A 24,562-nucleotide genomic window follows, 5' to 3' on the forward strand; every position below is an offset into this window, starting at 1 on the left:
GTCCCCCCCCAGGGGGCGGCACTGGCTGACTGGCGGAGCCAGATCGGCGGTGCCCTGGGCTAGCGTCCTCGCCTGCGTGAGGCGTCATTAGCCCAGGATGCGATGGAACCGGCTTTGCCGGGGCACTCGCATCGCCCCCTGGGGGGTGACGCCGCAGGCGGCGCGGGGGAGTCGATCAATCTGCTTGTTTGCGCAGGAAAGCAGGGATCTCGTAGTCATCCATGCCGCCCGACGACAAGGCCTCAACCTTGGCTGCGGCCTGGGTGCGGTTCGTGCGCCAGACGCTGGGGGTAGAAAGGCTGCTGTAGTCGGGCTGTTGCGCAGCACCAGGACCGCTCACAGCGCTGTTCATCGTGGGCACATTGTGAAGTGGCACGTTGTCGGTGCCGGTGCGCAACACTTGCAGCGGAGGGGCCGTGCGGCGCGAACCCTGGCTGGACAAGCCGGTGGCGACCACAGTGACACGCATTTCATCGCCCAGGCTGTCGTCGTAAGCCGCACCGTAGATGACATGAGCCTGCTCCGACGCGTAGGCGCGGATGGTGTTCATGGCCAGCTTGGACTCGGACAGCTTGAGCGATCCCTTGGCTGCTGTGACCAGCACCAGAACGCCTTTGGCGCCCGACAGGTCGATGCCTTCCAGCAACGGGCAGGCCACGGCCTGTTCAGCGGCGATACGCGCGCGGTCAGGGCCAGCGGCCACCGCCGTGCCCATCATGGCCTTGCCTGGCTCGCCCATCACGGTGCGCACGTCTTCGAAGTCAACGTTCACGTTGCCGTACTCGTTGATGATCTCGGCAATGCCGCCGACCGCGTTTTTCAGCACGTCGTTGGCGTGGGCAAAGGCTTCGTCCTGCGTGACTTCATCACCCAGGACTTCCAGCAACTTGTCGTTGAGCACCACGATCAACGAATCGACATTGGCCTCCAGTTCGGCCAGTCCTGCGTCAGCGTTCTGCAGGCGCTTGCCCCCCTCGAAATCAAATGGCTTGGTCACCACACCGACGGTCAGGATGCCCATTTCTTTCGCCACGCGGGCGATCACAGGCGCAGCGCCCGTGCCGGTGCCGCCACCCATACCGGCGGTGATGAACAGCATGTGTGCGCCGTCGATGGCTTCACGGATTTCGTCGATGGCCAATTCGGCGGCGTCGCGGCCTTTTTCTGGTTTGCTGCCAGCGCCCAGTCCACTCTGGCCAAGCTGGATCGTGCGCCCTGCTGAGCTGCGCGTAAGTGCCTGCGCATCGGTATTGGCACAGATGAACTCCACGCCCTGCACATTGCGCGCAATCATGTGGTCAACCGCGTTGCCGCCGCCGCCGCCCACACCGATCACCTTGATCTGGGTGCCCTGGTTGAATTCTTCAACTTCAATCATTTCGATGCTCATGTCACTCTCCTGTTGGTGCCCTCAAGCCCTTTGAGGGCGGGCGATGCTTTAAAACTAAAACGGTTACTGTCAAAAATTGATAAGGGCGGTCGCCATCGTGGGGGTGGCCCTGTGCATGCGCTGCACTGGGCTCCCGGCGTTCGCCGTCTGGGTGGCGGGCCTCCGGCACCTGGATCGTGGCGCAGAGACAAACGGGTGTGTACTCGAATGTTGTTCATCAGAAGGTCCCCACAAACCAGTTTTTCATGCGCTCCAGGGCGCCCTGCATGGATCCGGCCTTTTGCGCCACCTTGTGGCCGCGCACGCGGGCCAGCCGCGCCTCTTCGAGCAAGCCCATCACGGCCGCGGCGCGAGGCTGCGCGACCATGTCAGACAGGGAGCTGGCGTAATTGGGCATGCCGCGGCGAACCGGCTTCAAGAAGATGTCTTCGCCCAGCTCGACCATGCCGGGCATCACGGCACTGCCGCCGGTCAGCACAATGCCCGATGACAGAACCTCTTCAAAGCCCGACTCCCGCACCACTTGTTGAACCAGTGCAAAAATCTCTTCCACCCTGGGCTCGATCACACCGGCCAGGGCCTGACGCCCCAACATGCGGGGACCGCGGTCGCCCAGGCCAGGCACTTCAACCTGGGTATCGGGGTCGGCCAGCAACTGTTTGGCGCAGCCGCTCTCAACCTTGATGTCTTCGGCGTCTTTGGTCGGCGTGCGCAGTGCCATGGCGATGTCGCTGGTAATCAAATCGCCGGCAATGGGAATCACAGCCGTATGGCGAATCGAACCACCCGCAAAAATCGCCACGTCGGTGGTCCCCGCACCGATGTCGACCAGCACCACGCCCAGCTCTTTCTCATCGTCGGTCAACACCGCCTGACTTGAGGCCAGAGGATTGAGCATGAGCTGGTCCACTTCCAGACCGCAGCGGCGCACACACTTGATGATGTTCTCGGCGGCGCTTTGCGCCCCGGTCACGATGTGCACCTTGGCTTCCAGACGGATGCCGCTCATGCCGATGGGCTCCTTCACCTCCTGGCCGTCGATCACGAACTCCTGCGGTTCTACCAGCAGCAAGCGTTGATCGGTGGAGATGTTGATCGCCTTGGCGGTCTCAATGACGCGAGCCACATCGGCCGAGGTCACTTCACGGTCCTTGATCGCCACCATGCCGCTGGAGTTGATGCCGCGGATGTGGCTGCCGGTGATGCCGGTGTAGACACGTGCAATGCGGCAGTCAGCCATCAGTTCGGCCTCTTTCAGCGCGGCCTGGATGCTCTGCACGGTGGCGTCGATGTTGACCACCACACCCCGCTTCAATCCATGGCTCGCCGAGACGCCCAAGCCCGCGAGCTTGAGCTGGCCGTTGGGCTGCACCTCGGCCACCACCACCATGATTTTGGCGGTGCCAATGTCGAGTCCAACGACGAGATCCTTGTATTCCTTGGCCATGATCGTGTCTTGTTTACCGGGTCTTTGAGGTGGGTTTGCCATCGTCTTCGACGACGGTGGTCACGCCGCGCATGCGCAGGGCGTAACCATTGGGGTAGCGCAAGTCAACCGACTCCACCGCACCGGGGTAGCGCTCGGTGAGTTGGCTGATGGTTGCAGTGAGGCGGTGCAGGCGTTCAAAAATTTCATCGGGCTCTCCACGGCCCAGTTCGACCTGGGCGCCGGAGTCCAGTTTGGCGCGCCAGCTGCCGCGGTCGCTCAACTCCAGGCGATCAATGCCCAGGTCCAACCGGCCAAGTTCCGTGGCCAGTCGCTGGTAGAGCGACCACACCCGCCCGGATTGTTCGGGCGGGCCGACAAGCTCTGGCAACCCGTCGCCTTCGTCGGGACTGGCCTCGAACACTTCGCCCATGCGGTTGACCAGGTAGCCGGAACTCGCCTCGCCCCACCAGGCCACAGCGTGGTGCTCTTCCAGGGTCACCCGCAGGCGGTTGGGAAACTCCCGCTGCACCTTGACCTGCCGCACCCAAGGCACGGCTTCAAACATTTGCTTCACAGGCTGCAAGTCGAGCGCAAGCAAGCCACCAGCCAAGTGGGTCTTCATCGAGGTCGCCAACTGGGCTCGCAGTCCAACGGCGTTTTGATGGTCCACCTCCCCTTGCACCGCAATGGCCTTCACGGTCCAGAACGGCAGGCGCAACACCCAATGCCCCAGGGCGGCCAGGCACAAGACGACGAACACCATCACCAGGGTGTTGGTCACCACGGTCATGAGTTTGACGTCCAAGGGCATGTCGGCTTGGGTCATGGCTTCTGATTCATTCAGCCGTTGGGTTGTGTGGCGTTGTCCAGCGAAGCACTGGCCAACAGAGTCAAACAGAGGTCTTCATACGACAGACCGGCCGCGCGGGCCGACATGGGCACCAGCGAATGACCTGTCATGCCTGGCGAGGTGTTGATCTCCAGCAAATACGGCTTGCGCGTCTTGCCGTCGATCATCACGTCGGCACGTGCCCAGCCGCGGCAGTCCAGCGTGAGAAACGCCTTCAAGACCAGGGCCTGAATGCGCTCTTCTTCGCCCTCGGGCAAGCCGCAGGGCACGAGGTATTTCGTATCGTCAGTGAAGTATTTGTTCTGGTAGTCGTAATTGCCGTCGGGCGCGACGATCCGGATCACTGGCAAAGCCCGGGCCTCAACGCCCGTTCCCAGGACAGGAATGGTCACTTCATCACCAGCAATGAACTGTTCACACATCACCATGGGATCCTGGCCCGATGCGAGCGAATAGGCGGCATCGCACTGCTCCAGTGCAGTGACTTTGGTGAGGCCAATCGTTGAACCCTCGCGCACCGGCTTGACGATCATGGGTGAGCCCAGCTCCGCAAAGGCCGCCCTCGTTTCGGCTGGGCTTTTCACCTGACGCCATGCGGGCGTCGCCAGACCTTCGGCTATCCAGATGCGCTTGGTCATGAGTTTGTCCATCGCCACGCTCGAGGACATGACGCCCGGCCCGGTGTACGGAATACCCATGAGTTCAAGCGCACCTTGCACAGTGCCATCCTCACCGAAGCGGCCATGCAGCGCGATGAAACAACGGTCGAAACCCTCGCGCTTGAGCTCACTCAGGTCGCGTGATGCCGGATCGAAGGCATGCCCGTCCACCCCCTTGGCGATCAGGGCCGCCAGCACGCCATTGCCCGACATCAGGGAAACCTCACGCTCGGCGGACCGGCCGCCCAACAGGACGGCAACCTTGCCCATGGCTTTGGGGTTGATAGACACAGCTGCGATGGTGTTTGCGCTCATGCCAAACCTTCTTTCTTCGCGGCGGCTTGCGCCAGTTCAACGGTCTGACCAGCCACGGCACCGATCGAACCGGCACCCATGCACAGGACCACATCGCCATCTCGCGCGTTGTCCAGAATGGCTTGCGCCATGGTGGTGATGTCATCGACAAACACCGGCTCGAGCTTGCCCGCGACCCGCAAGGCACGCGCCAACGAGCGGCCATCGGCTGCAACAATGGGCGATTCGCCCGCGGCATAGACCTCCGCCAGCAAGACCGCATCGGCCATGCCAATGACTTTCACGAAATCTTCGAAGCAATCTCTTGTGCGGCTGTAGCGGTGCGGCTGGAAGGCCAGCACCAGGCGCTGATCCGGGAATGCCCCACGCGCAGCCGACAATGTGGCAGCCATTTCCACAGGGTGGTGACCGTAGTCGTCAACCAGGGTGCAGGTGCCACCCGATGGCAAGGGCGCCTCGCCATACCGCTGGAAACGGCGCCCGACACCTTTGAAGTCCCGCAGCGCCTCCACCACGGCGGCGTCGGGCACGCCCAGTTCCTCGGCGATACCAATGGCCGCCAGCGCGTTGAGCACGTTGTGGTTACCCGGCAGGTTCAACACCACATCCAGGTCAGGCATCGGATGTGCACCCCCACTGCGCTGCACCGTGAAGTGCATTTGTCCACCCTCTGGACGCACATTGACCGCGCGCAATTGGGCGCCTTCTGAAAACCCGTAGCTCGTGATGGGACGCGCGATTCTCGGCAAGATGTCGCGGATGGCCGCATCGTCCACGCAAACCACCGCCGCACCGTAGAAAGGCATGCGGTGCAGAAACTCGATGAAGGCACTTTTGAGCCGCTCGAAGTCATGGCCGTAGGTGTCCATGTGGTCTGCGTCGATATTGGTGACGACCGAGACCATGGGCAACAGGTTGAGGAACGAAGCATCCGACTCATCGGCCTCGACAACGATGTACTCACCCGAGCCCAGTTGCGCGTTGGCACCCGCGCTGTTCAAGCGCCCGCCAATCACAAAGGTGGGATCCATTCCTGCCGCCGCCAGCACACTGGCAACCAAGCTCGTGGTGGTGGTCTTGCCGTGGGTGCCCGCAATGGCCACACCCTTTTTCATGCGCATCAACTCAGCCAGCATCACCGCACGCGGCACCACGGGAATCAGCTTGGCATGGGCGGCGACCACTTCGGGATTGTCTTCCTTGACCGCCGTGGAGGTGACAATCGCGTCCGCACCGTCGATGTACGACGCGTCGTGGCCAACAAACACCGTGGCCCCGAACGACACCAGGCGGCGCGTGGCCGCATTTTCACCGAGGTCGCTGCCAGAGATCCGATAGCCCTGGTTGAGCAAGACTTCGGCTATGCCGCTCATGCCAGAGCCGCCGATCCCGACGAAATGGATATGACGAATGGCATGTTTCACGCCGTTTTCACTTTCGAAAGTTGTTCGCAGGCGGCCACAACGGCCTGCACTGCGTCTGTTTTTTGCATTTGCTTGGCTTTCTCGGCCATGGCCATCAACTGAGGTCGAGTGACCATCTTCAAGCGCTCGGCCAAGGCAGCCGGGGTGAGCTTGGTTTGCTGGACCAGCCACGCGCCGCCAGCATCAACGAGGAAGCGCGCATTCGTGGTCTGGTGATCGTCGACAGCGAAAGGAAACGGCACAAACAAGGCAGCGGCACCCACGGCCGCGATCTCGGTCACGGTGCTCGCGCCCGCCCGGCAGACGATCAGGTCGGCATCGGCAAACGCCTGAGCGGTATCGTCGATAAAGGGCGTGAGTTCTGCCTCGACACCAGCGGCCGCGTAGCTGGCTCGAAGCGCATCGATTTGCTTCTCACCGCTCTGGTGCACCACGGTCGGCCGCTCGTTGGCTGGCAACAGCGCCAGGGCCTGGGGAACGGTGTCATTCAGGGCTTTGGCGCCCAGGCTGCCACCGACCACCAGGAGCCGCAACGGACCGCTGCGTCCGGCAAACCGGACTGCCGGCGCAGCCTGGCGCAAGAATTCAGAGCGCAAGGGGTTGCCAACCCAGTCGGCCTTCGCAAAGACCTTGGGGAAAGCGGTAAAGACACGATCGGCAATGCCGCTCAACACCTTGTTGGCCATGCCGGCCACCGAGTTTTGCTCATGCAGCACCATCGGCTTGCCCAGCAAGGTGCCCATCATGCCGCCAGGGAATGTGATGTAGCCACCCAGCCCCACGAGCACGTCGGGCTTGACCCGGCGCACCACCTGAAACGCCTGCCAGAACGCTTTGAGCAAGCGCAACGGCAAGAAGACCAGGGTCTTCAATCCCTTGCCTCGCACGCCACCGAAGTCGATGGTTTCCAGTGCGAAGCCACGCGGCGGTACCAAACGGCTTTCCATGCTGCCCGGAGAGCCCAGCCAGTGCACCCGCCAACCGCGTTCACGCAATGCTTCTGCCACAGCCAGCCCGGGGAAGATGTGGCCGCCAGTGCCGCCTGCCATGACCAAGGCGCAGGGCTGTGTACTCATGAACGCCCTCCCTTCATCATCATGCGGTTCTCGTAGTCCACGCGAAGCACAATGGCCAGCCCGACCAGCTCCAACAAGATCGCAGAGCCGCCGTAACTCATCAAAGGCAGTGTCAGGCCTTTGGTCGGCAAGGCGCCCAGATTCACGCCAATGTTGATAAATGCCTGGAAACCAATCCAAAGGCCCACACCCTGTGCCACGAGACCTGAAAACACCTGGTCCAGTGCGATGGCCTGGCGTCCGATGTGCATGATGCGGCGGATCAGCCAGAGAAACAGGCCAATCACGATCAGGACACCGATCAGACCAAATTCCTCGCCGACCACTGCGAGCAGGAAATCGGTATGCGCTTCAGGCAGCCAGTGAAGCTTTTCCACGCTGCCGCCCAGGCCCACGCCGAAGATCTCGCCACGCCCGAATGCGATGAGTGAATGCGACAACTGGTAGCCCTTGCCGAGTGCATATTGCTCGCTCCAGGGATCCAGGTACGCAAAAATTCGCTCCCGCCGCCACTCGCTCATCATGACCATGGCCGAAAAGGCGGCGACCACCACCAAACCGATCAGGAAGAACATGCGCGCGTTCACGCCGCCCAAGAACAGGATGCCCATGGCGATCACCACAATCACCATGAAGGCGCCCATGTCAGGCTCTGCCAGCAGCAACATACCGACCACGGCCAGCGCCACCGCCATTGGCGCCACGGCAGCGAAGAACCGCTCTTTCACCTCCATCTTGCGAACCATGTAGTCGGCGGCGTACAGCAGCACGGTCAATTTGGCCAGCTCTGAAGGTTGAAAACTGATGATCCCCAGTGAAAACCATCGGCGTGCGCCATTCACCCCTTTGCCAATGAAGGGAAGCAATACCAGCACCAGCAACAACAGCGCCGCAGCGAAAAGCCATGGCGCCATGCGCTCCCAGGTTTTCATCGGGAACTGGAACGTCGCCAACGCAGCGATCAACCCTATGGCGATGAAGATCGCATGCCGAACGGCGAAATGGGTCGACGCATAGTTGGCAAAGCGCGGGTTGTCTGGCAAGGCGATCGAGGCTGAATACACCATCACCAAACCCCAGGCGAGCAAACCGATCACCACCCACAGAAGTGGCTGATCAAAGCCCAGCTCGCCCATGGGGGTGTTGCGCGTTCCGGCATAGGTACGGTTGGAAAGGCGCACCGGCAGACCGTCTCCCGCGGGGCGAAGCCCCACGAGGCGTGGCAACTGGGCACTCAGTCGGGCGCCAGTATTGGCCAGGGCGGTACGCAAACCTTGCATCACAGCGCGCCCTCCAGATCGACACCCATTGCGTGTGCCAGTTCGGTGACCGCCCCGACGAACACCTGTGCACGGTGCTGGTAATTGTCGAACTGATCCAGACTTGAGCAAGCGGGTGACAGCAGCACCGCATCACCCGGCTGGGCGGCAGAGGCAGCCAGCGCAACAGCGTCGGGCAAACTTGCGGCATCCGTCAAGGTCACGGAGGCCGATGACAAGGCTTGTTCAATGCAGGTGCGAATGGCAGTTGCGTCGCGTCCGATCAAGAACACCGCGCGCGCATGCTGCGCCAACGCCGGTGCCAAAGGCGTGAAATCCTGTCCCTTGCCATCGCCACCCAGTATCAGGACCAGCTTCCGCTCAGCGCCCAGGCCCTGAATGGCGGCCAGAGTGGCGCCCACGTTGGTGCCCTTGCTGTCGTCGAAATACTCCACGCCCTCGATCACCGCTATCGGTTCAACACGGTGTGGCTCTCCACGGTATTCCCGCAAGCCATGCAGCATGGGTGCGAGCGTTGCACCCGTTGATGTCGCCAGTGCCAGCGCGGCCAGGGCATTGGCGGCGTTGTGACGCCCGCGGATGCGCAGCGCATCGGCGGGCATCAGGCGCTGGAAATAGATCTCGTCTTCTTCGTCCTGGCCGCGACCCTTCTTGCGGGTTTCGTCCACCGCAAGCGCGCGCACCAGCCAAGTCATGCCATTGACCGTTTCAAGACCCCAGTCGCCTGGCCGGCTCGGCGCATCCAGACCGAAACTGGCCCAAGCTCGTGCAGGCTGCTGGCGGTTTCGGCCACTGATCTTGACGGTCACCATCGGAGGGGTGAAGGCCATCGTGGCCACATCGTCCCGATTGAGCAGCATCAGCGCCTGATCGCCAAAAATGGCCGACTTCGTGTCGGCATAGGCAGCCAGGGAGCCATGCCAGTCCAGATGGTCTTCCGAAATATTCAGCACCGTGGCCGCCGTTGGCACGTCGCTCCAGGCTCCCCCAGCCACCCCGTCCAGCTGGAAGCTGGAAAGCTCCAACACCCATACCAATGGCAAGTGGGGCGGTGGTGGTGGCTCGACCGGCGGTGGCACCAGCAACAATGGTCCACCGTCGTCTTCCGCGTCTGCCGCCTGTGCGCTTGCGGGGTCAGTCACCCCTACCTCGGCAGACGGCTCCCGGGCCTGATCGTCGGTCAATGCGCCTTGTTCCGGGTCACCGGCTTCGGACTCACATGATGGGACCGCCTCAATCACTTCTGCCAAAGGCGCAGGCATCGGCTCGGGCCCATTGGCGGCCTCTTGTGCCACCCGGTCTGCTTCGACCTGATCTTCTGCGTTCGCGACAGCCTCATCATCCAGCGCCTTGGACAGCACATCCAGCAAGGCCGGCCCGATGTTGCCTGCGATGGCGACGTTCACGCCACTGCGATCCAGCAACAAACCGGTCAAAGAGGTCACCGTGGTTTTGCCATTGGTGCCCGTGATGCCCAACACCTTGGGACGGTAAGGCAGCGGATCGCGTTGACCCAGCTCATGCAGCGCCGCCGCGAACAGGTCGAGTTCACCCCAGTAAGGCACGCCATGTTGCTGCGCCCATTCGCGCACCTCGGACAGCGTGTCAGGTGCCAAGCCCGGGCTGCGCGCGACCAGCGTCCAGTCGCCCTGCGCCAACAGCGCGCTATCGAACGCGCCCTGCACAAACGTGGCTTGCGGACACTGCTCCTGCAGCGCGGTCAGCTGCGGCGGCCTCTCGCGAGTGTCAGCCACCGTCACCGACGCACCTGCTCGCGCGCACCAGCGCGCCATCGCCAGACCGGAGATGCCCAGGCCCAGGATGAGGACGCGGTGGTCTTTCAGGTGGTTCATCGCAGCTTCAGGGTCGACAGCCCCACCAGACACAAGAGCATGGTAATGATCCAGAAACGAACCACCACCTGGGTTTCTTTCCAGCCTTCTTTTTCAAAGTGGTGGTGCAAGGGCGCCATCTTCAGGAGCCGGCGCCCCTGGCCGTACCGGCGCTTGGTGTACTTGAACCATGCCACCTGGGCCATGACCGACAGGGCCTCGACCACAAAGATGCCACCCATGATGGCCAACACGATTTCCTGCCTCACGATGACTGCGATGGTGCCCAGAGCACCGCCCAGAGCGAGCGCACCCACATCACCCATGAAGACCTGTGCGGGGTGGGTGTTGAACCACAGAAACGCCAGCCCGGCTCCGGCCATCGCAGCACAGAACACCAGCAACTCGCCGGCGCCCGGAATGTGGGGCAGGAGCAGGTAGCGGGAAAACACCGAGCTGCCGGTGGCGTAGGCAAAGACGCCCAACGCCGAGCCAACCATCACCACCGGCATGATGGCCAGGCCATCCAGCCCATCGGTCAAATTGACTGCGTTGCTAGAGCCGACGATGACCACATAGGTCATGGCCACAAAGCCGAATACCCCCAAGGGGTAGCTCACTTCTTTGAAGAAGGGCACCAACAAGCCGGCCCTGGGGGGCAACTCCACCGTGAAGCCTGAGATGACCCAGTTGTAAAACAATTCCAGAACCCGAAGATTGCTGGTCTCCGACACACTGAACACCAGGTAAAACGCAGCGAGCAACCCGATCATGGATTGCCACAGGTACTTCTCACGCGAACGCATACCTTCCGGGTCTTTGTGGACCACCTTGCGCCAGTCGTCAACCCAGCCAATCGCACCAAAGCCCAGGGTCACGATCAGGACGATCCAGACAAAACGGTTCGACAGGTCGAACCACAGCAACGTTGAGAGTGCGATGGCGAACAGGATCAGGACGCCGCCCATGGTGGGGGTGCCGCTTTTGCTCATGTGGGACTGCATCGCGTAGTCGCGTATGGGCTGGCCGATTTTCAAGGCTGTCAGGCGGCGAATGAAGAACGGCCCGGCCACAAGCCCCACGATCAGGGCCGTCATGGCAGCCATCACTGCGCGGAAGGTGAGGTACTGCACCACGCGCAGGAACCCAAACTCGGGGCCGAGCGTTTGCAGCCACTGAGCCAAACTAAGCAGCATGCGTTGGCTCCTTTTCTTGTTGTTGTTCGGTTGACGCACGGGCCTGAGCCGCTTTCACGACCCGCTCCATGCGCATGAAGCGCGAGCCCTTGACCAGCACACTGCGCTGCTGATCAATGGATTCACCCACATGGGTGGCCAGCGCGTCCACATCGGGCCAATGGCGAATCGCGATGGAACCTTCTTTATCCAGCGCTTGCACCGCCTGCTGCATCCAGTCGCCCGCCACGTGCACCGACTCGATGCCACTGGCAAGCGCCAGGCGAAGCACTTCCAGATGAAACGCCAGACCCTGCTCGCCGACTTCACCCATGTCACCCAGGACCAGCAGTCTCGGTGCAGGCAACTCGGCCAGCACCCTTATCGCAGCCACCACCGAATCGGGGTTGGCGTTGTAGGTGTCATCCACCAAAGTCACGGGGCCTCCTGGCAGGTTCAAGCCCAGCGCGCGCGAGCGGCCACCGACCGGCTCAAACGCCGACAAGCCACCCACAATCACATCCAGGGAGACGCCCGCCGCCAAGGCACAGGCCGTTGCGGCCAATGCATTGCGCACGTTGTGGCGTCCAGCGATGTGCAAGGTGCAGTCGCGGTCACCCGCGGGCGTGACCATGTGCACGGCCCATGCCCCGTCGATCCAGTTGGCTTGCGTGGCATGCACATCGGCACCGGCATCGGTATCGCTGAACGTCAGTTGATTGCGTTGCTGAGCCAGAGCGCGCCAGATCGGGGTGTGTTCGTCGTCACTGGGGAACACCGCCACACCGTCCACGGGCAAAGCGCGTATCGCTTCGCCGTTTTCTTGCGCGACCGCTTCGACCGTGGCCATGAACTCCTGGTGTTCCCGCTGGGCGTTGTTCACCAGCGCCACCGTGGGCGCGGCCAGACCCGCGATGTAAGCGATCTCGCCTGGGTGGTTCATACCCAGCTCAACCACGGCCATGCGGTGAGTTTCCCTTAGCCTCAGCAAGGTGAGCGGCACGCCAATGTGGTTATTGAAGTTGCCTTGCGTGGCCAAAGAGGCATCGCCTGCCGCAGCCCGCAAAACCGAGGCGATCATTTGTGTCACGGTGGTTTTGCCATTGCTGCCTGCCACCGCGATCAGGGGCAAATGCCACTGCTGGCGCCACAGGCCAGCCAACTCGCCCAAGCCCACCAGAGAATCGGGCACCTCCACGCCACCGAGCTCTGCTTGTTCCAGTCCTTCTTGCGCCAGCGCTCCCACAGCGCCAGCCGCTTTGGCTTGGGCCAAGAACGTGTGTGCGTCAAAGGACTCGCCCTTGAGTGCCACAAACAAATCCCCCGGCTGCAGAGTGCGCGTGTCGGTGTGCACACGCAGGATCGGGCCGCCCAGGGCTCCGACCAGGTGGGCACCCGTGAGTTGGCAAAGCAGCTGTTCCAGAATTTTCATACGACCACCCCCGCGGCAATACGACGCTGGACCAACGCGTCCCGGGCCTGAGCGGTGTCAGAAAATGGCCGCTTCACACCCTGTGTTTCCTGGTAGTCCTCGTGACCCTTGCCTGCGATCAGAACCACATCGTTCACCTTCGCCTGCGCAACGGCCAACCGAATCGCCACAGCACGGTCAACCTCCATCAGCGCTGCACCGGGTTGTTTCAGGCCTTCTGCCATCTGCTCCAGAATGTGCGGCGGGTCTTCGCTGCGCGGGTTGTCACTGGTCAGCACCACGCGTGTCGCGGTGCGCTCGGCCACAGCAGCCATCAAGGGGCGCTTGCTGGTGTCCCGGTCTCCACCGCAGCCCACCACAACCCAAAGTTCACCACCGCGCTCAGCCGTGATGGGTTGCAGCGCCTGCAGCGCTTTTTCCAGTGCATCGGGCGTGTGTGCGTAATCAACCAACACCAGCGGCTCGTCATCGGCGGCATTGCCCGCCCGCTCCATGCGACCAGGCACTGGCGTCAGCTGGGCGCAGGCCGCTACCGCCACGGGCAGCGGCACCTGCATTGCGCGGGCCGACGCCAGCGCACACAGCACATTGCTGACGTTGTAGACACCGACCAGGGGCAAATTCAAGGATTCCCGAGCGACAAACACCCCATTCAAGTCGCACTCGACCACGTCGAAACGCACGCCATCTTTGGTGTGGCTCAAAGCCTGCGCTTTCAGCCGTGCCTTGGCGTTTTCACCTACGGCCACGGTCCAGAGATCGAGCCTGCGAGAAGCAAGGTGCTCCACCAGCTCCGCACCTTTGGGATCATCCAGGTTGATCACCGCTGCAGCCAAACCAGCCCAGTCAAAGAGCGCCGCCTTGGCTGCCCAGTAAGCGGCCATGGAACCATGAAAATCCAGGTGGTCTTGTGTGAAGTTGGTGAAGACGGCCACGCGAATGTGCGTTGCGTTCAGGCGCCCTTCCCCCAGTCCAATGGAGGAGGCCTCAATCGCGCAGGCCACCGTGCCATCGGCCACCATGCCACTCAATCGCTCTTGCAGGAGCACCGGGTCGGGCGTCGTCAGTCCGGTGGGCACCAACGGTGGGTGATCGTGTCCGGCCAGGGGAGGATGGCCGATACCCAGGGTGCCGACCAGACCGCATGGCTTTTTCGCCGCGCCCAAAAGCTGGGCAATCCACCATGCCGTCGACGTTTTGCCGTTGGTACCTGTAATGGCCACCATTGCAAGCGAAGCGCTGGGGTCAGCAAAATAGGCGCTGGCAATCGCGCCTGCTTGTGCTTTCAGATCAGAAACCATCAAAACCCGGTCATCAACCAGATCAAAAGCCTCTACACCTTCGCGCTCCACCACAGCCGCCAACGCTCCGGCACTCAACGCATCGCGAACGAACTTGCGTCCATCGGTCGCGGCACCCGGCCAGGCCACAAAGCCGTCGCCTGCACCCAACTGGCGACTGTCACACAGCAGACGACCGGTCACGCGCTGACGCAACCAGTTTGCGATCGCTGCGGGGGGCATGCGCTCGGCGCTCAAAACGACTCCTCCACCGCTTCGGTCACGATCTGTGGCTTGACGGTCATGTCAGGCTGCACGCCCAGAATGCGCAAGGTTTGCTGAACGGTCTCGCTGAATACCGGTGCAGCCACCAGGCCGCCGAAATACTGCCCAGCGCTGGGTTCATCCACCATCACCGCAACCACGATTCTCGGCGCATCAACCGGTGCCAGGCCAACAAACCAGCTGCGGTATTTGTTGGCGGCGTATCCCTTGCCCTCAATCTTGTGGGCCGTGCCTGTCTTGCCACCGACCGAATAGCCCATGGTCTGGGCTTTGGGCGCTGTCCCGCCAGGGCCCGTCGCCATTTCCAGCATCTTGCGCACGGCCAGAGCGTTCTTTGCGCTGAATACCCGCACACCCGTCGCCGGGGCTTCGTTTTTCACCAACGACACCGGGATCAACTCACCATCACGCGCAAAGATTGTGTAAGCCTGTGCGAGCTGAAACAACGAGGCGGACAGGCCGTAGCCATAGCTCATGGTCGCCTGCTCAATGGGCCGCCATGTCTTGTACGGACGCAGGCGGCCCGACACTGCGCCGGGGAAGTGAATTTGTGGCTTCTGCCCAAAGCCCGCCTGGGCAAATGTTTCCCACATTTCGCGAGGGCTCATCTGCATGGCCAGCTTGACCGTGCCAACGTTGCTCGATTTTTGAATGATCTCATTGACCGTGAGCACGCCGTGGGGGTGCGAGTCACTGATGGTGTTGCGGCCAATGGAGATGCGGCCTGGCGCCGTCTGGATCTGTGTGGTCGGCGTGACCAGCCCCTTCTCCAGCGCCAACATGATCGTGAACGGCTTCATCGTTGAGCCTGGCTCGAAGCTGTCGGTGAGCACCCGGTTGCGCAACTGCTCGCCGGTCAGGTTGGTGCGCTTGTTGGGGTTGAAGCTGGGGTAGTTGGCCAAGGCCAAAACCTCGCCGCTCTGTGCATCGAGAACCACCACGCTGCCTGCGCGCGCCTTGTTCTTCTCCACCGCCTCGCGGAGCTTTTGGTAAGCGAAGTACTGCACCTTGCTGTCGATTGACAGCTGCAGATCGGGTCCGTCAACAGGCGGCACGACATCGCGCACATCCTCGACCACCCGGCCCAACCGGTCCTTGATCACACGACGCGAGCCATTGCGACCCGACAACTGCTTGTTGAATGCCAGTTCCACGCCCTCTTGCCCGCGGTCTTCCACATTGGTAAATCCCACCACGTGGGCCGACGCTTCACCCTCGGGATACTGGCGCTTGTATTCACGGCGCTGATAGATTCCCTTGATGCCCAGCGCCGCAATTTCCTTGGCGATCGGCTCGTCAACCTGGCGCTTGACCCAAACAAAGGTCTTGTCTTCGTCGGCCAGGCGCTTCCTGAGCGTCGAATAGGGCATTTCCAGCAGCTTGGCCAGCTGTTTGAGGCTGGGGTCGGCCTTGTCCACATCCTCCGGAATCGCCCAGATGCTCTGAGCAACCACACTGGACGCCAGAATCAATCCATTGCGATCCAGAATTCGGCCGCGGTTCGCCGGCAACTCCAAGGTACGGGCAAACCGCACCTCACCCTGGCGCTGAAAGAAGTCGTTGCCGATCACTTGCACATACGCAGCCCGAGCCCCAAGGCCCGCGAACGCCAGCGCCAGCACGGCAACGATGAGCTTGCTGCGCCAGACCGGCGTCTTGCTTGCCAGCAAAGGGCTGGCGCTGTAGTTGATGCTTGGAGAGGAGGCGCGCCGCTTCATGGCGTCTCCTTTGGCTCCGGCGCTGAGGCCGCCACAGGTGCGCCACTCACCATCGTCACATACTGCGTGATGCCAGGCGACACAGGACGCATGGCCAGCTTGTTCGTGGCCAGTTGCTGCACCCGCGCCGAGGTGGCTTGTTCGCGCTTGAGCACCCGCAGCTGCTCGTGCTCCGACTCCAGTTTGCGCGATGCCGCATTGGCGCGATCCACTGCGGTGTACAGACGCCGAGACTCGTACTGCGTATGCACGAGGTAGAAGGCACTGACCATCACGACCAGCAGCAGAGCGAGATTGAGCCGGATCATGCGACAGCCTCCGTGCGCACCGCTACACGCATGACCGAACTGCGCGAACGCGGGTTGCCCGCAACCTCGGCTTTGGACGGCATGACCCGCGACACACCGGTAAACGGCATCGCCCCGGGTTCCATAAAAGGCACGCGCCGGTCCACCACAGCGCGCGAATGGCGCGCCATGAACTGTTTGACCATGCGGTCTTCCAGTGAGTGGAAGCTGATGACCACCAACCGGCCCTCTGGCGACAAGACATGCAAGCTGGCCTCTAGCGCTTGTTGCAGCTCTTCAAGCTCGGCGTTGATGAAAATCCGAAAAGCCTGAAATGTGCGCGTTGCAGGGTCCTTGCCCGGCTCGCGGGTTTTGACCGCGCCAGCCACGACTTCGGCCAACTCACGGGTGGTTCGAAAATGGCCCCGTTCCTGTCGGCGACGATCAATCGCCGCTGCAACCTGTTTAGCAAACCGTTCTTCGCCATATTCACGTATCACCTCCGCAAGGATGGTTACTTCGGCCGTCTCCAACCACTGCGCCACACTCTGGCCGCGCGTGGTATCCATGCGCATGTCCAAAGGCCCGTCGTGGCGAAAAGAAAAACCCCTTTCGGGGTCGTCGATCTGAGGTGAGCTCACACCCAAGTCCATCAACACCCCCTGGACGGTGGCTTCCCCCAGTTCGCCCAGATGGGCAAAACCCTCGTGGCGCACCGATACGCGGGCATCGCTGGCCGCCAAGGCCTGCGCCTGCGCCACAGCCTGCGGATCTTTGTCGAACACCGTCAAGCGCCCCTGCGGCGACAAACGCTCCAGAATCAGGCGCGAGTGACCACCCCGCCCGTAAGTGGCGTCCACATAGTGACCGTCCGGGTTGATCGCCAAGGCATCGACAGCCTCGTTCAACATCACGGTTTGGTGTTGCCATTCGTTTTGCACCTCGGGCCTTTAGAAGGAAAAGTCCTTGAGCACATCGGGCATCTCGGCTTGCTTGGCCTCGGCCTCCTTGAGCGCGTAAGTAGAAGAATCCCAGAGCTCAAGGTAGCTGCCCATGCCGACCAGGCGGCATTCGCGTGTGATGCCCGAATCCGCGCGCAGCTCGGGCGACACCAGCACACGCCCTGTGCCATCCATTTCCACATCCATGGCGTTGCCAAGGAAAATGCGGCGCCACCACTGCGCCTCCATGGGCAGAGCCGCCACGCGCTCACGAAACTGCTCCCAGGCCGGCTGAGGGAATATCATCAGACAGCCGTGTGGGTGTTTGGTGATCGTGATTTGACCCAGCCCCTCGCTCAAGGCGTCACGGTGCCGAGTGGGAACGGCAAGCCGGCCCTTGGCATCGAGACTGATAGAGGAAGCACCGAGAAACACTGATCAACCCTTAGAAAAACACTTTTCACCACTTAATTGCACTTTTTTCCACTTTATCAGGAATTTGAGCCAGTGCAATTGCGCCGTCACAGTTTTTTTCAATGAAATCAAGTACTTAGAACGGCTTTCGCATTCACCACTCAGGCAAAAGTTCAGCAAAAGCAAGCACTTACAGCGCGCTATGAAAGTGATGCATGAGAAACCCCCGTCTATCCGAACGCGCGTCAAAGTTCACGCCGGTTACACAAAGGCAATGGCCTTCCAGGCACACCAATGGGCAAAGAGCCAAAAAAAAACGCCTTGCATGGCAAATGCAAGGCGTTTTTTTCAGAACTGTGGTTCTACAGGATGTAGCGCGACAAATCCTCATTGCGGCTGAGCTCAGCCAGACGGCCATCCACATAGCCCGCATCAATGGAGATGGTCTGGCCTTGCAACTGGGTGGCACCGAAGCTCACCTCGTCAAGCAGGTGTTCCATCACCGTGGCCAATCGACGGGCGCCAATGTTCTCCGTGCGCTCGTTGACATCGCACGCGATGCTGGCCAGACGCTTGATCCCCTCGGGCGTGAACTCAATCGTCACACCCTCAGTCGCCAGCAGCGCCTGGTATTGGCGCACCAATGAAGCATGCGTCTGGGTGAGGATGGCTTCAAAATCCTCCACGGTCAGGGACTGCAGCTCCACCCGGATGGGAAAACGGCCCTGCAACTCCGGAATCAGGTCGCTCGGTTTGGCCAGGTGAAATGCCCCGCTGGCGATGAAGAGAATGTGATCGGTCTTGATCATCCCGTGCTTGGTGGTCACGGTCGTGCCTTCAACCAGGGGCAGCAAGTCTCGCTGCACCCCCTGGCGCGAGACTTCGCCACTTCCACTTTCATTGCGCGAGGCGACTTTGTCGATCTCATCAATGAACACGATGCCGTTCTGTTCGGCGTTGTGCAGCGCCATCAGCTTGATCTCTTCCTCGTTGACCAACTTGCCAGCCTCTTCATCGATCAGCAACTTAATTGCCTCAGCGATGGGCAGCTTGCGCTTGCGCCGCTTGTCTTGCGCCATCTGGCTGAACATGCCGCGCAGCTGCTCGGCCATGTCTTCCATGCCGGCCGGGCCCATGATGTCCATGGTGGGCTTGGGCTCGGACAGGTCGATCTCGATCTCACGGTCATCGAGCTGCCCTTCACGCAGCTTCTTTCGAAAGGTCTGGCGTGCGGTGTTGTCACTCGCAATTGAAGGTGGCTCGCCTGCGGCGCTGCGTGGCGGTGGCACCAGCACATCCAGAATACGTTCCTCTGCGGCGTCTTCGGCTCGGGCGCGCTGCTTTCGCATTTCGCCCTCCCGCGTTTGCTTGATGGCGATATCCACCAGGTCGCGAATGATGGCGTCGACATCTTTACCGACATAACCCACTTCGGTGTACTTGGTTGCCTCCACCTTGATGAAAGGCGCGTCGGCCAAGGCTGCCAGGCGCCGGGCTATTTCAGTCTTGCCGACGCCCGTGGGGCCAATCATCAGAATGTTCTTCGGCGTGATTTCAGGACGCAGCTTGGCGTCTACGTTTTGCCGGCGCCAGCGGTTGCGCAAGGCAATAGCCACGGCGCGTTTGGCGTTCTTCTGGCCGATGATGAAGCGGTCGAGTTCGGAGACGATCTCCTGTGGGGTCATGGATGACATGGTGATTCTTCAGGCCACTGGCTTGGTGGGAAGCACCTCGACAGTGTGGTTCATGTTGGTGTAGATGCAGATCTCGCCCGCAATTGCAAGCGACTGGCGCACCACGTCTTCAGCGTTCAGGCTGGTGTGGCTCACCAGCGCTCGCGCGGCAGCCTGGGCGAAAGCGCCGCCCGACCCGATGGCCACGACGCCGTGCTCCGGCTCCAGCACATCACCCTGGCCGGTGATGATCAGCGCCGCGCTGTGGTCGGCCACCGCCAGCATCGCTTCAAGTTTGCGCAGAACCCGGTCGGTGCGCCAGTCTTTGGTGAGTTCAATTGCCGCACGCAACAGGTGCCCTTGGTGTTTTTCCAGCTTGGCTTCGAAGCGCTCGAACAAGGTGAACGCATCTGCCGTGGCACCAGCAAAGCCAACAAGCACCTGATCCCGGTACAGCTTGCGCACCTTTCGCGCCGTGCCCTTGACAACAATGTTGCCCAAAGTTACCTGTCCATCACCGCCGATTGCCACCTGGACCCCTTCGGGGGTCTCGCGACGAACACAAACAATGGTCGTTCCGTGAAATGATTCCATAAGGCAGAGGTGGGAGTGATGAGACAAAATTCAAGGCCTGACAGCAGCCAACTGAATGAGAGAGAAGGGTTAACCCGCTCGGAGCCATCTGGCACCGGCTCCGCCAGGTCACCAGAGCACCCCGGGGGGACTCCGAAGCCTGCGCATGCGGGAAACCTAATCGTGTCGGACAACGACTTTCGAGTATTCGGTAATACCGATGACGTGGAAGAAAGCTGACACCAGGCGGTGGGCGTCCACAAACTGCACCATGCGCCCCTCAGCATGGTGCCCTGATACCCAGTTGAGCAACGTGCCCGCAGCGGAAAAATCCACCCGGATCAGGTTGCGACACGAGATGATCAACACATCGGCGCCCTGCAAACGGCGCTCCAGGTTCTCGAGCATCTCCTGCGGGTCTCCCAACACCTCACCCGACAACTCCACAAGGCCCAATTGGTTCAAGCCAGAGCTCATGCTGTCCGAACCTGTGTCGCCGGGATACCCCGAATAGCCCGATGGCACCTGCTCCATCATGACTTCACCCAATACAGAAGATCCTGCGTCCGAGTCGGACGCCTCGCTGGTCAGCGCGCGGAAGTGGCACAAAGGCGCCTCCCAACCAGGCGGTGAAACCTCATATGTCACGCAAAAGTCCAGGGCCGTCAATTCAAACTCATCAGGGCGGTTCATGACGCGCAGTATCGCCATGCGCAACTCCCACCAGAGCTGCTCAACATCCCGGCGCCCCGAAGGGGTCAGTGATTTCAGCAGGGTTCGCAACTCGGAGGTCCCCAGAAAGCACAACTCGACGTCCTGGTCGCCCCACAGCGTGAACATGCCGAGCAACGCCCTGGCTGCTTTCAGGTCAATCGACTCCAAGGGTGACCAATCAACCACCCACGGCTGACTCACCCGCATCAATACTGTTTGCAAGGTACCCACGGCGTGCGCATCCAGCTCCGCGTCGCTGACCCAGGCGGCTCGCGCATTGGGCACTGAAGGGCGGTAGGCCTTCCCGGTTTGGCTCGATACCGCGCCGGGCATGTCCACCCATTGCGGGGCCGAACGCCCAAAACGGTTCACAAAATCAAGCGTTTGGCTTTCAAAGGGGGCCAACTGTCCCGTTGCACGGTAAAGATCGAACAGCGCCAGCCAGTCCTCCACCCGATGAGACTCTTCGCCGCTACCGCCCAATGCATCCCTCAGCCCCTGCTCGGCTCCCGCATCGTCGCCGTTGGCGAAGCGAATTGCGGCCTCTTCCACCTCAGGATCCTGAGCAATTTCATGAACGTCAAGCGCATAAAAATGCGATGCAGAGAATCCGGAGTTGGCCGCACGAAGCTGGTCCTGCCCCGTTTGAGCCATCAACCCGGTTCGAGCCATGGGTTGTGCGGCAGCCGCCCCACGAGCCCCGTCTGCGGGCTGGGCTGACGAAACCGGGGTAGCTGGTGTTCGGCCGCTGACATCAGGCTTCAGATCGGCTTCAACTGCACTTTTCCCACCTCGAATGACCCCCGCTGGGGTCATAGGCGTCGAAGACACTTCGTCCGTTGGCGAGTCCAGCGGAGATGGTTCGGTTTCCTTGTACTGGGCGCCGCGGGCGGCCGGCGCCTCCGCCTGAAGAGGGCCGTTCGCATCCTTTTTCGAACCGTCCTTGCCTCGACCTGGAGCGTGAGACCCCGTGTTCAACTGCGAGCCTGTCGATACGAGCGAGTCGGGGCCCTTGGTTTTCCACCACTGCATCGACATCTGCGCTTCGATTTCGTCGATTTTTTTCAGCGTCATGGCCCGATCGTCGGGCTTGGAAGGCAGACTGCTCTGAAAGAAAGACGGGCGAACACCCTGCGCCGCATCGACCGTGATTTCACGGTTACGAATCTTTCGCAGCATCTCGAACTCACGCTTGCGCACGAAGTCGTTGCGGCGCTTGCGCTCGATCATCTCTTTGAGCGCAGCCTTGCTGTATTCGTTCTCGCGATCGGCGCTGCGCGTGTCCAGATCCGACCAGCTCGTGGTCGGGTGACGCACGAACTTCACCACTTTAGACAAGAAGCCGCCGTTGGAGTCGTCCTTGGACATGTAAGCGCTGCGCCTGGGTGTAAGTGAAAGTCAGTCGGTCCGATCAGTCCCCAAACATTTTCTGTTTGAGTTCGCGCCGTTGCTGTGCTTCAAGAGAAAGACTGGCTGTGGGACGCGCCATCAAGCGAGCCACGCCAATGGCTTCACCGGTTTCGTCGCAATAACCATAGTCACCGGCATCGATACGGACGATGGATTGCTGAATCTTCTTCAACAACTTGCGCTCACGGTCACGCGTGCGCAGCTCCAGTGCATGTTCTTCTTCAATGGTGGCACGGTCAGCCGGATCGGGCACCACCACGGTGTCTTCGCGCAGATGCTCGGTGGTCTCGCCCGCGTTGGCCAACATGTCGGCCTTGAGCAAAGAAAGCTTGCGGCGGAAGTAGGCCAGTTGCACATCGTTCATGTACTCGCTGTCGGGCATGGCCATTACATCGGGGTCGGTCAGTTGCTCGACAGGCAGCGTTTTCCAGTTGTTGGCCCGCTTGGGGTCTTTCTGGATCGAAGAGGGGACAGGCGGGGTCAATACACGTTCGTTCATGGTGGAGAAAGTTGCCTTTGCGGCATCAGGAGCATGGGTGGGCACCACGGCTGCTTGCATCATTTGCTCCATCATCACTTTTTTTGCAGCGCGCTTACCCAGGGGTTTTGGAGTTGGCTCGATTTTTGATGCAGCGGTTGCAGCAGCGGATGCTGTCTTTTTCGACGGAGCGGCAGCCTTCTTGAGCGCAGGCGTGGCTTCTGCCTTTGTTGCGGTCTTGGCAGACTCCTTCACAGGGGCCTTGTTCACGGATTTGGTCACAGATACCTTGGGCTTGGTGGGTGCAGCCTTGGACGCTGACTTGGTTACGGCTTTCGCCGCGACTTTCTTGGCGGCTGGTTTGGCAGCTGCCTTGGCAACAGGCGTTGCTTTCGCCGCAGGCTTGACTGGTTTCGCAGCCTTGCTTGCAGGCTGCGCGGCACGCGCTTTTCCCTGCACTGGCGTGGCCTTTGGATTCTTGGCAGTCTTCTTGGCCGTGGCGTTCACAAGGTATCTCCTCTAGGTGACTGACAAAACCGGGACTGGTGGCCGCTATACAAACCGGGACATCCCCGGTTTGTTTGACCGCATCTTGCGGCCCGACTTCTTGTTATACCCCGTTTGTGAACCGGGCTTGCAATGGTACAAGTCACCGGGTACAGACAAATGGCCGCCCGATTCTGGCGACCAACTTGGGCCGCGATTGTAGCGACCCTCGACGGGCGCGTGCTGACACAACTCAAATGAGCGCACGGAACCGTTGGAGATTCAACACAAACAGGCTTGTGGTGTCGCTTCCAGGCGTCCCAACGGGGGCCCAGCTCAAACAAGAGCCTGGTCCAGCCCTTGAACCAGGATATCGCGCGGCAGATCAAGGCCGATAAACACCATCTTGCTCACGCGCTCCTCGCCCTCGGCCCAGGCGGGACCCAGATCACTGCCCATGAGCTGGTGCACGCCCTGGAAAATCACTTTGCGGTCGGTGCCCTGCATGTCCAGTACACCCTTGTAGCGCAACATGCGCGGTCCATAAACCTGCACCACCGCACCCAAAAAATCTTCCAGCTTGGCTGGATTGAACGGTCGGGTGGCACGGTAGACGAAGCTTTTCACATCGTCATCATGGTGGTGATGGTGGCCATGGTCATGACCGTGCTGGTGGGAAGGGTGGTCACAGGCCTCGCCGGGGGCATGGTCATGCCCCTCATGGCTGTGGTCGTGCTCATCTTCCTTGAGGAAATCCGGGTCGATATCCAGTTTGGCGTTGAGGTTGAAGCCCTTGAGGTCCAGCACGTCTTTGAGCGCGACTTCGCCAAAATGCACCGTCTGCATGGGGGCCCTGGGATTCATGTGCTTCAAACGGTGTTTCAAGGCGTCCAGAGCCTCTTCGCTCACCAAATCGGCCTTGCTGATGAAGATCTGATCGGCAAAGCCCACCTGGCGGCGCGCTTCCTGGCGGTCGTTGAGCTGCTGGTCTGCATGTTTGGCATCGACCAGCGTGAGGATGGAGTCAAGCAGATACTGCTCGGCCACTTCATCGTCCATGAAAAAAGTTTGCGCCACAGGGCCCGGATCTGCCAGCCCCGTGGTTTCAATCACCACGCGGTCAAAAACCAGCTCGCCTTTGCGTTTTTTGGTGGCCAGGTCTTGCAGCGTGGCACGCAGATCATCGCGGATGGTGCAGCAAATGCAGCCATTGCTCATCTGAATGATGTTTTCCGTGGTGTCGGAAACCAGTATGTCGCTGTCGATGTTTTCTTCACCGAATTCGTTCTCCACCACCGCGATCTTCTGGCCGTGGGCTTCGCTGAGCACCCGCTTGAGCAACGTGGTTTTTCCAGAACCCAGAAAACCGGTGAGGATGGTGGCAGGAATAAGGGACATGGCGGACTCGACTCTCTTGAAAGCGGTACTAAGCGAAAGCCGA

At 61.1% G+C, this 24,562-nt stretch carries 20 protein-coding genes; all 20 read right to left on the reverse strand.

All coding sequences use genetic code 11. The annotated features are described in order from the left end of the window. Positions 1-175: 175 nt before the first annotated feature. The 20 genes from ftsZ to LPB072_RS20980 all read right to left on the reverse strand — a co-directional run bounded on the left by ftsZ (position 176) and on the right by LPB072_RS20980 (position 24,519). Positions 176-1,390, reverse strand: a complete 1,215-nt coding sequence (gene ftsZ, locus LPB072_RS20885) for a cell division protein FtsZ (protein WP_066091161.1) — start codon at positions 1,388-1,390, stop codon at positions 176-178. A gap of 217 nt (positions 1,391-1,607) precedes the next feature. Then, entirely contained in the window at positions 1,608-2,837 is a 1,230-nt protein-coding gene (gene ftsA, locus LPB072_RS20890; protein WP_066091163.1) for a cell division protein FtsA, read from the reverse strand. 13 nt (positions 2,838-2,850) lie between these two features. After that, the gene (locus LPB072_RS20895; RefSeq protein WP_066091165.1) at positions 2,851-3,645 is read right to left on the reverse strand and encodes a cell division protein FtsQ/DivIB; all 795 of its coding nucleotides are present in this window, start codon (positions 3,643-3,645) and stop codon (positions 2,851-2,853) included. A gap of 14 nt (positions 3,646-3,659) precedes the next feature. Continuing rightward, complete coding sequence (locus LPB072_RS20900) at positions 3,660-4,643, reverse strand: D-alanine--D-alanine ligase (protein WP_066091167.1); 984 nt, start codon at positions 4,641-4,643, stop codon at positions 3,660-3,662. Beyond that, positions 4,640-6,067 (reverse strand): UDP-N-acetylmuramate--L-alanine ligase, encoded by a 1,428-nt coding sequence (murC, locus tag LPB072_RS20905; RefSeq protein WP_066091169.1) that lies wholly within the window; start codon positions 6,065-6,067, stop codon positions 4,640-4,642. Before murC ends, LPB072_RS20900 begins: the two co-directional genes overlap by 4 nt. Next, positions 6,064-7,143 carry an undecaprenyldiphospho-muramoylpentapeptide beta-N-acetylglucosaminyltransferase gene (gene murG / locus LPB072_RS20910; protein WP_066091171.1) on the reverse strand — a complete coding sequence of 360 codons (1,080 nt, stop codon included), beginning with the start codon at positions 7,141-7,143 and terminating at the stop codon, positions 6,064-6,066. Before murG ends, murC begins: the two co-directional genes overlap by 4 nt. Beyond that, entirely contained in the window at positions 7,140-8,423 is a 1,284-nt protein-coding gene (gene ftsW / locus LPB072_RS20915; protein WP_082876961.1) for a putative lipid II flippase FtsW, read from the reverse strand. Before ftsW ends, murG begins: the two co-directional genes overlap by 4 nt. Beyond that, positions 8,423-10,276 (reverse strand): UDP-N-acetylmuramoyl-L-alanine--D-glutamate ligase, encoded by a 1,854-nt coding sequence (gene murD / locus LPB072_RS20920; protein WP_066091173.1) that lies wholly within the window; start codon positions 10,274-10,276, stop codon positions 8,423-8,425. The genes ftsW and murD overlap by 1 nt, the downstream gene beginning before the upstream one ends. After that, complete coding sequence (gene mraY / locus LPB072_RS20925; RefSeq protein ID WP_066091174.1) at positions 10,273-11,451, reverse strand: phospho-N-acetylmuramoyl-pentapeptide-transferase; 1,179 nt, start codon at positions 11,449-11,451, stop codon at positions 10,273-10,275. Before mraY ends, murD begins: the two co-directional genes overlap by 4 nt. Then, positions 11,441-12,862: a UDP-N-acetylmuramoyl-tripeptide--D-alanyl-D-alanine ligase gene (locus LPB072_RS20930; RefSeq protein ID WP_066091176.1), complete on the reverse strand. Its 1,422-nt coding sequence runs from the start codon at positions 12,860-12,862 to the stop codon at positions 11,441-11,443. The genes mraY and LPB072_RS20930 overlap by 11 nt, the downstream gene beginning before the upstream one ends. Continuing rightward, positions 12,859-14,385, reverse strand: coding sequence for a UDP-N-acetylmuramoyl-L-alanyl-D-glutamate--2,6-diaminopimelate ligase (locus LPB072_RS20935; RefSeq protein WP_066091178.1), 1,527 nt, complete (start codon positions 14,383-14,385; stop codon positions 12,859-12,861). The genes LPB072_RS20930 and LPB072_RS20935 overlap by 4 nt, the downstream gene beginning before the upstream one ends. Before the next feature lie 11 nt (positions 14,386-14,396). Then, entirely contained in the window at positions 14,397-16,145 is a 1,749-nt protein-coding gene (locus tag LPB072_RS20940) for a peptidoglycan D,D-transpeptidase FtsI family protein (RefSeq protein ID WP_066091179.1), read from the reverse strand. Further along, positions 16,142-16,453: a cell division protein FtsL gene (gene ftsL / locus LPB072_RS20945; protein ID WP_066091181.1), complete on the reverse strand. Its 312-nt coding sequence runs from the start codon at positions 16,451-16,453 to the stop codon at positions 16,142-16,144. The genes LPB072_RS20940 and ftsL overlap by 4 nt, the downstream gene beginning before the upstream one ends. Further along, a complete protein-coding gene (rsmH, locus tag LPB072_RS20950) occupies positions 16,450-17,373 on the reverse strand; it encodes a 16S rRNA (cytosine(1402)-N(4))-methyltransferase RsmH (RefSeq protein ID WP_082876962.1) in 924 nt (307 codons plus the stop codon). The genes ftsL and rsmH overlap by 4 nt, the downstream gene beginning before the upstream one ends. Before the next feature lie 9 nt (positions 17,374-17,382). Then, positions 17,383-17,808: a division/cell wall cluster transcriptional repressor MraZ gene (gene mraZ / locus LPB072_RS20955; protein ID WP_066091183.1), complete on the reverse strand. Its 426-nt coding sequence runs from the start codon at positions 17,806-17,808 to the stop codon at positions 17,383-17,385. Between the two features lie 341 nt (positions 17,809-18,149). After that, positions 18,150-19,481: an ATP-dependent protease ATPase subunit HslU gene (gene hslU / locus LPB072_RS20960; protein ID WP_066091184.1), complete on the reverse strand. Its 1,332-nt coding sequence runs from the start codon at positions 19,479-19,481 to the stop codon at positions 18,150-18,152. Positions 19,482-19,490: 9 nt separating this feature from the next. After that, complete coding sequence (gene hslV, locus LPB072_RS20965; RefSeq protein ID WP_066091187.1) at positions 19,491-20,054, reverse strand: ATP-dependent protease subunit HslV; 564 nt, start codon at positions 20,052-20,054, stop codon at positions 19,491-19,493. 156 nt (positions 20,055-20,210) lie between these two features. Next, positions 20,211-22,115 (reverse strand): STAS domain-containing protein, encoded by a 1,905-nt coding sequence (locus LPB072_RS20970; RefSeq protein ID WP_066091189.1) that lies wholly within the window; start codon positions 22,113-22,115, stop codon positions 20,211-20,213. Positions 22,116-22,158: 43 nt separating this feature from the next. Further along, entirely contained in the window at positions 22,159-23,142 is a 984-nt protein-coding gene (dksA, locus tag LPB072_RS23285) for an RNA polymerase-binding protein DksA (protein WP_082876963.1), read from the reverse strand. A 315-nt stretch (positions 23,143-23,457) separates the two neighbouring features. Further along, positions 23,458-24,519, reverse strand: a complete 1,062-nt coding sequence (locus LPB072_RS20980) for a CobW family GTP-binding protein (RefSeq protein WP_066091192.1) — start codon at positions 24,517-24,519, stop codon at positions 23,458-23,460. Positions 24,520-24,562: the final 43 nt, after the last annotated feature.

The sequence above is a fragment of the Hydrogenophaga crassostreae genome (assembly GCF_001761385.1).
GTDB lineage: Bacteria > Pseudomonadota > Gammaproteobacteria > Burkholderiales > Burkholderiaceae_C > Hydrogenophaga > Hydrogenophaga crassostreae.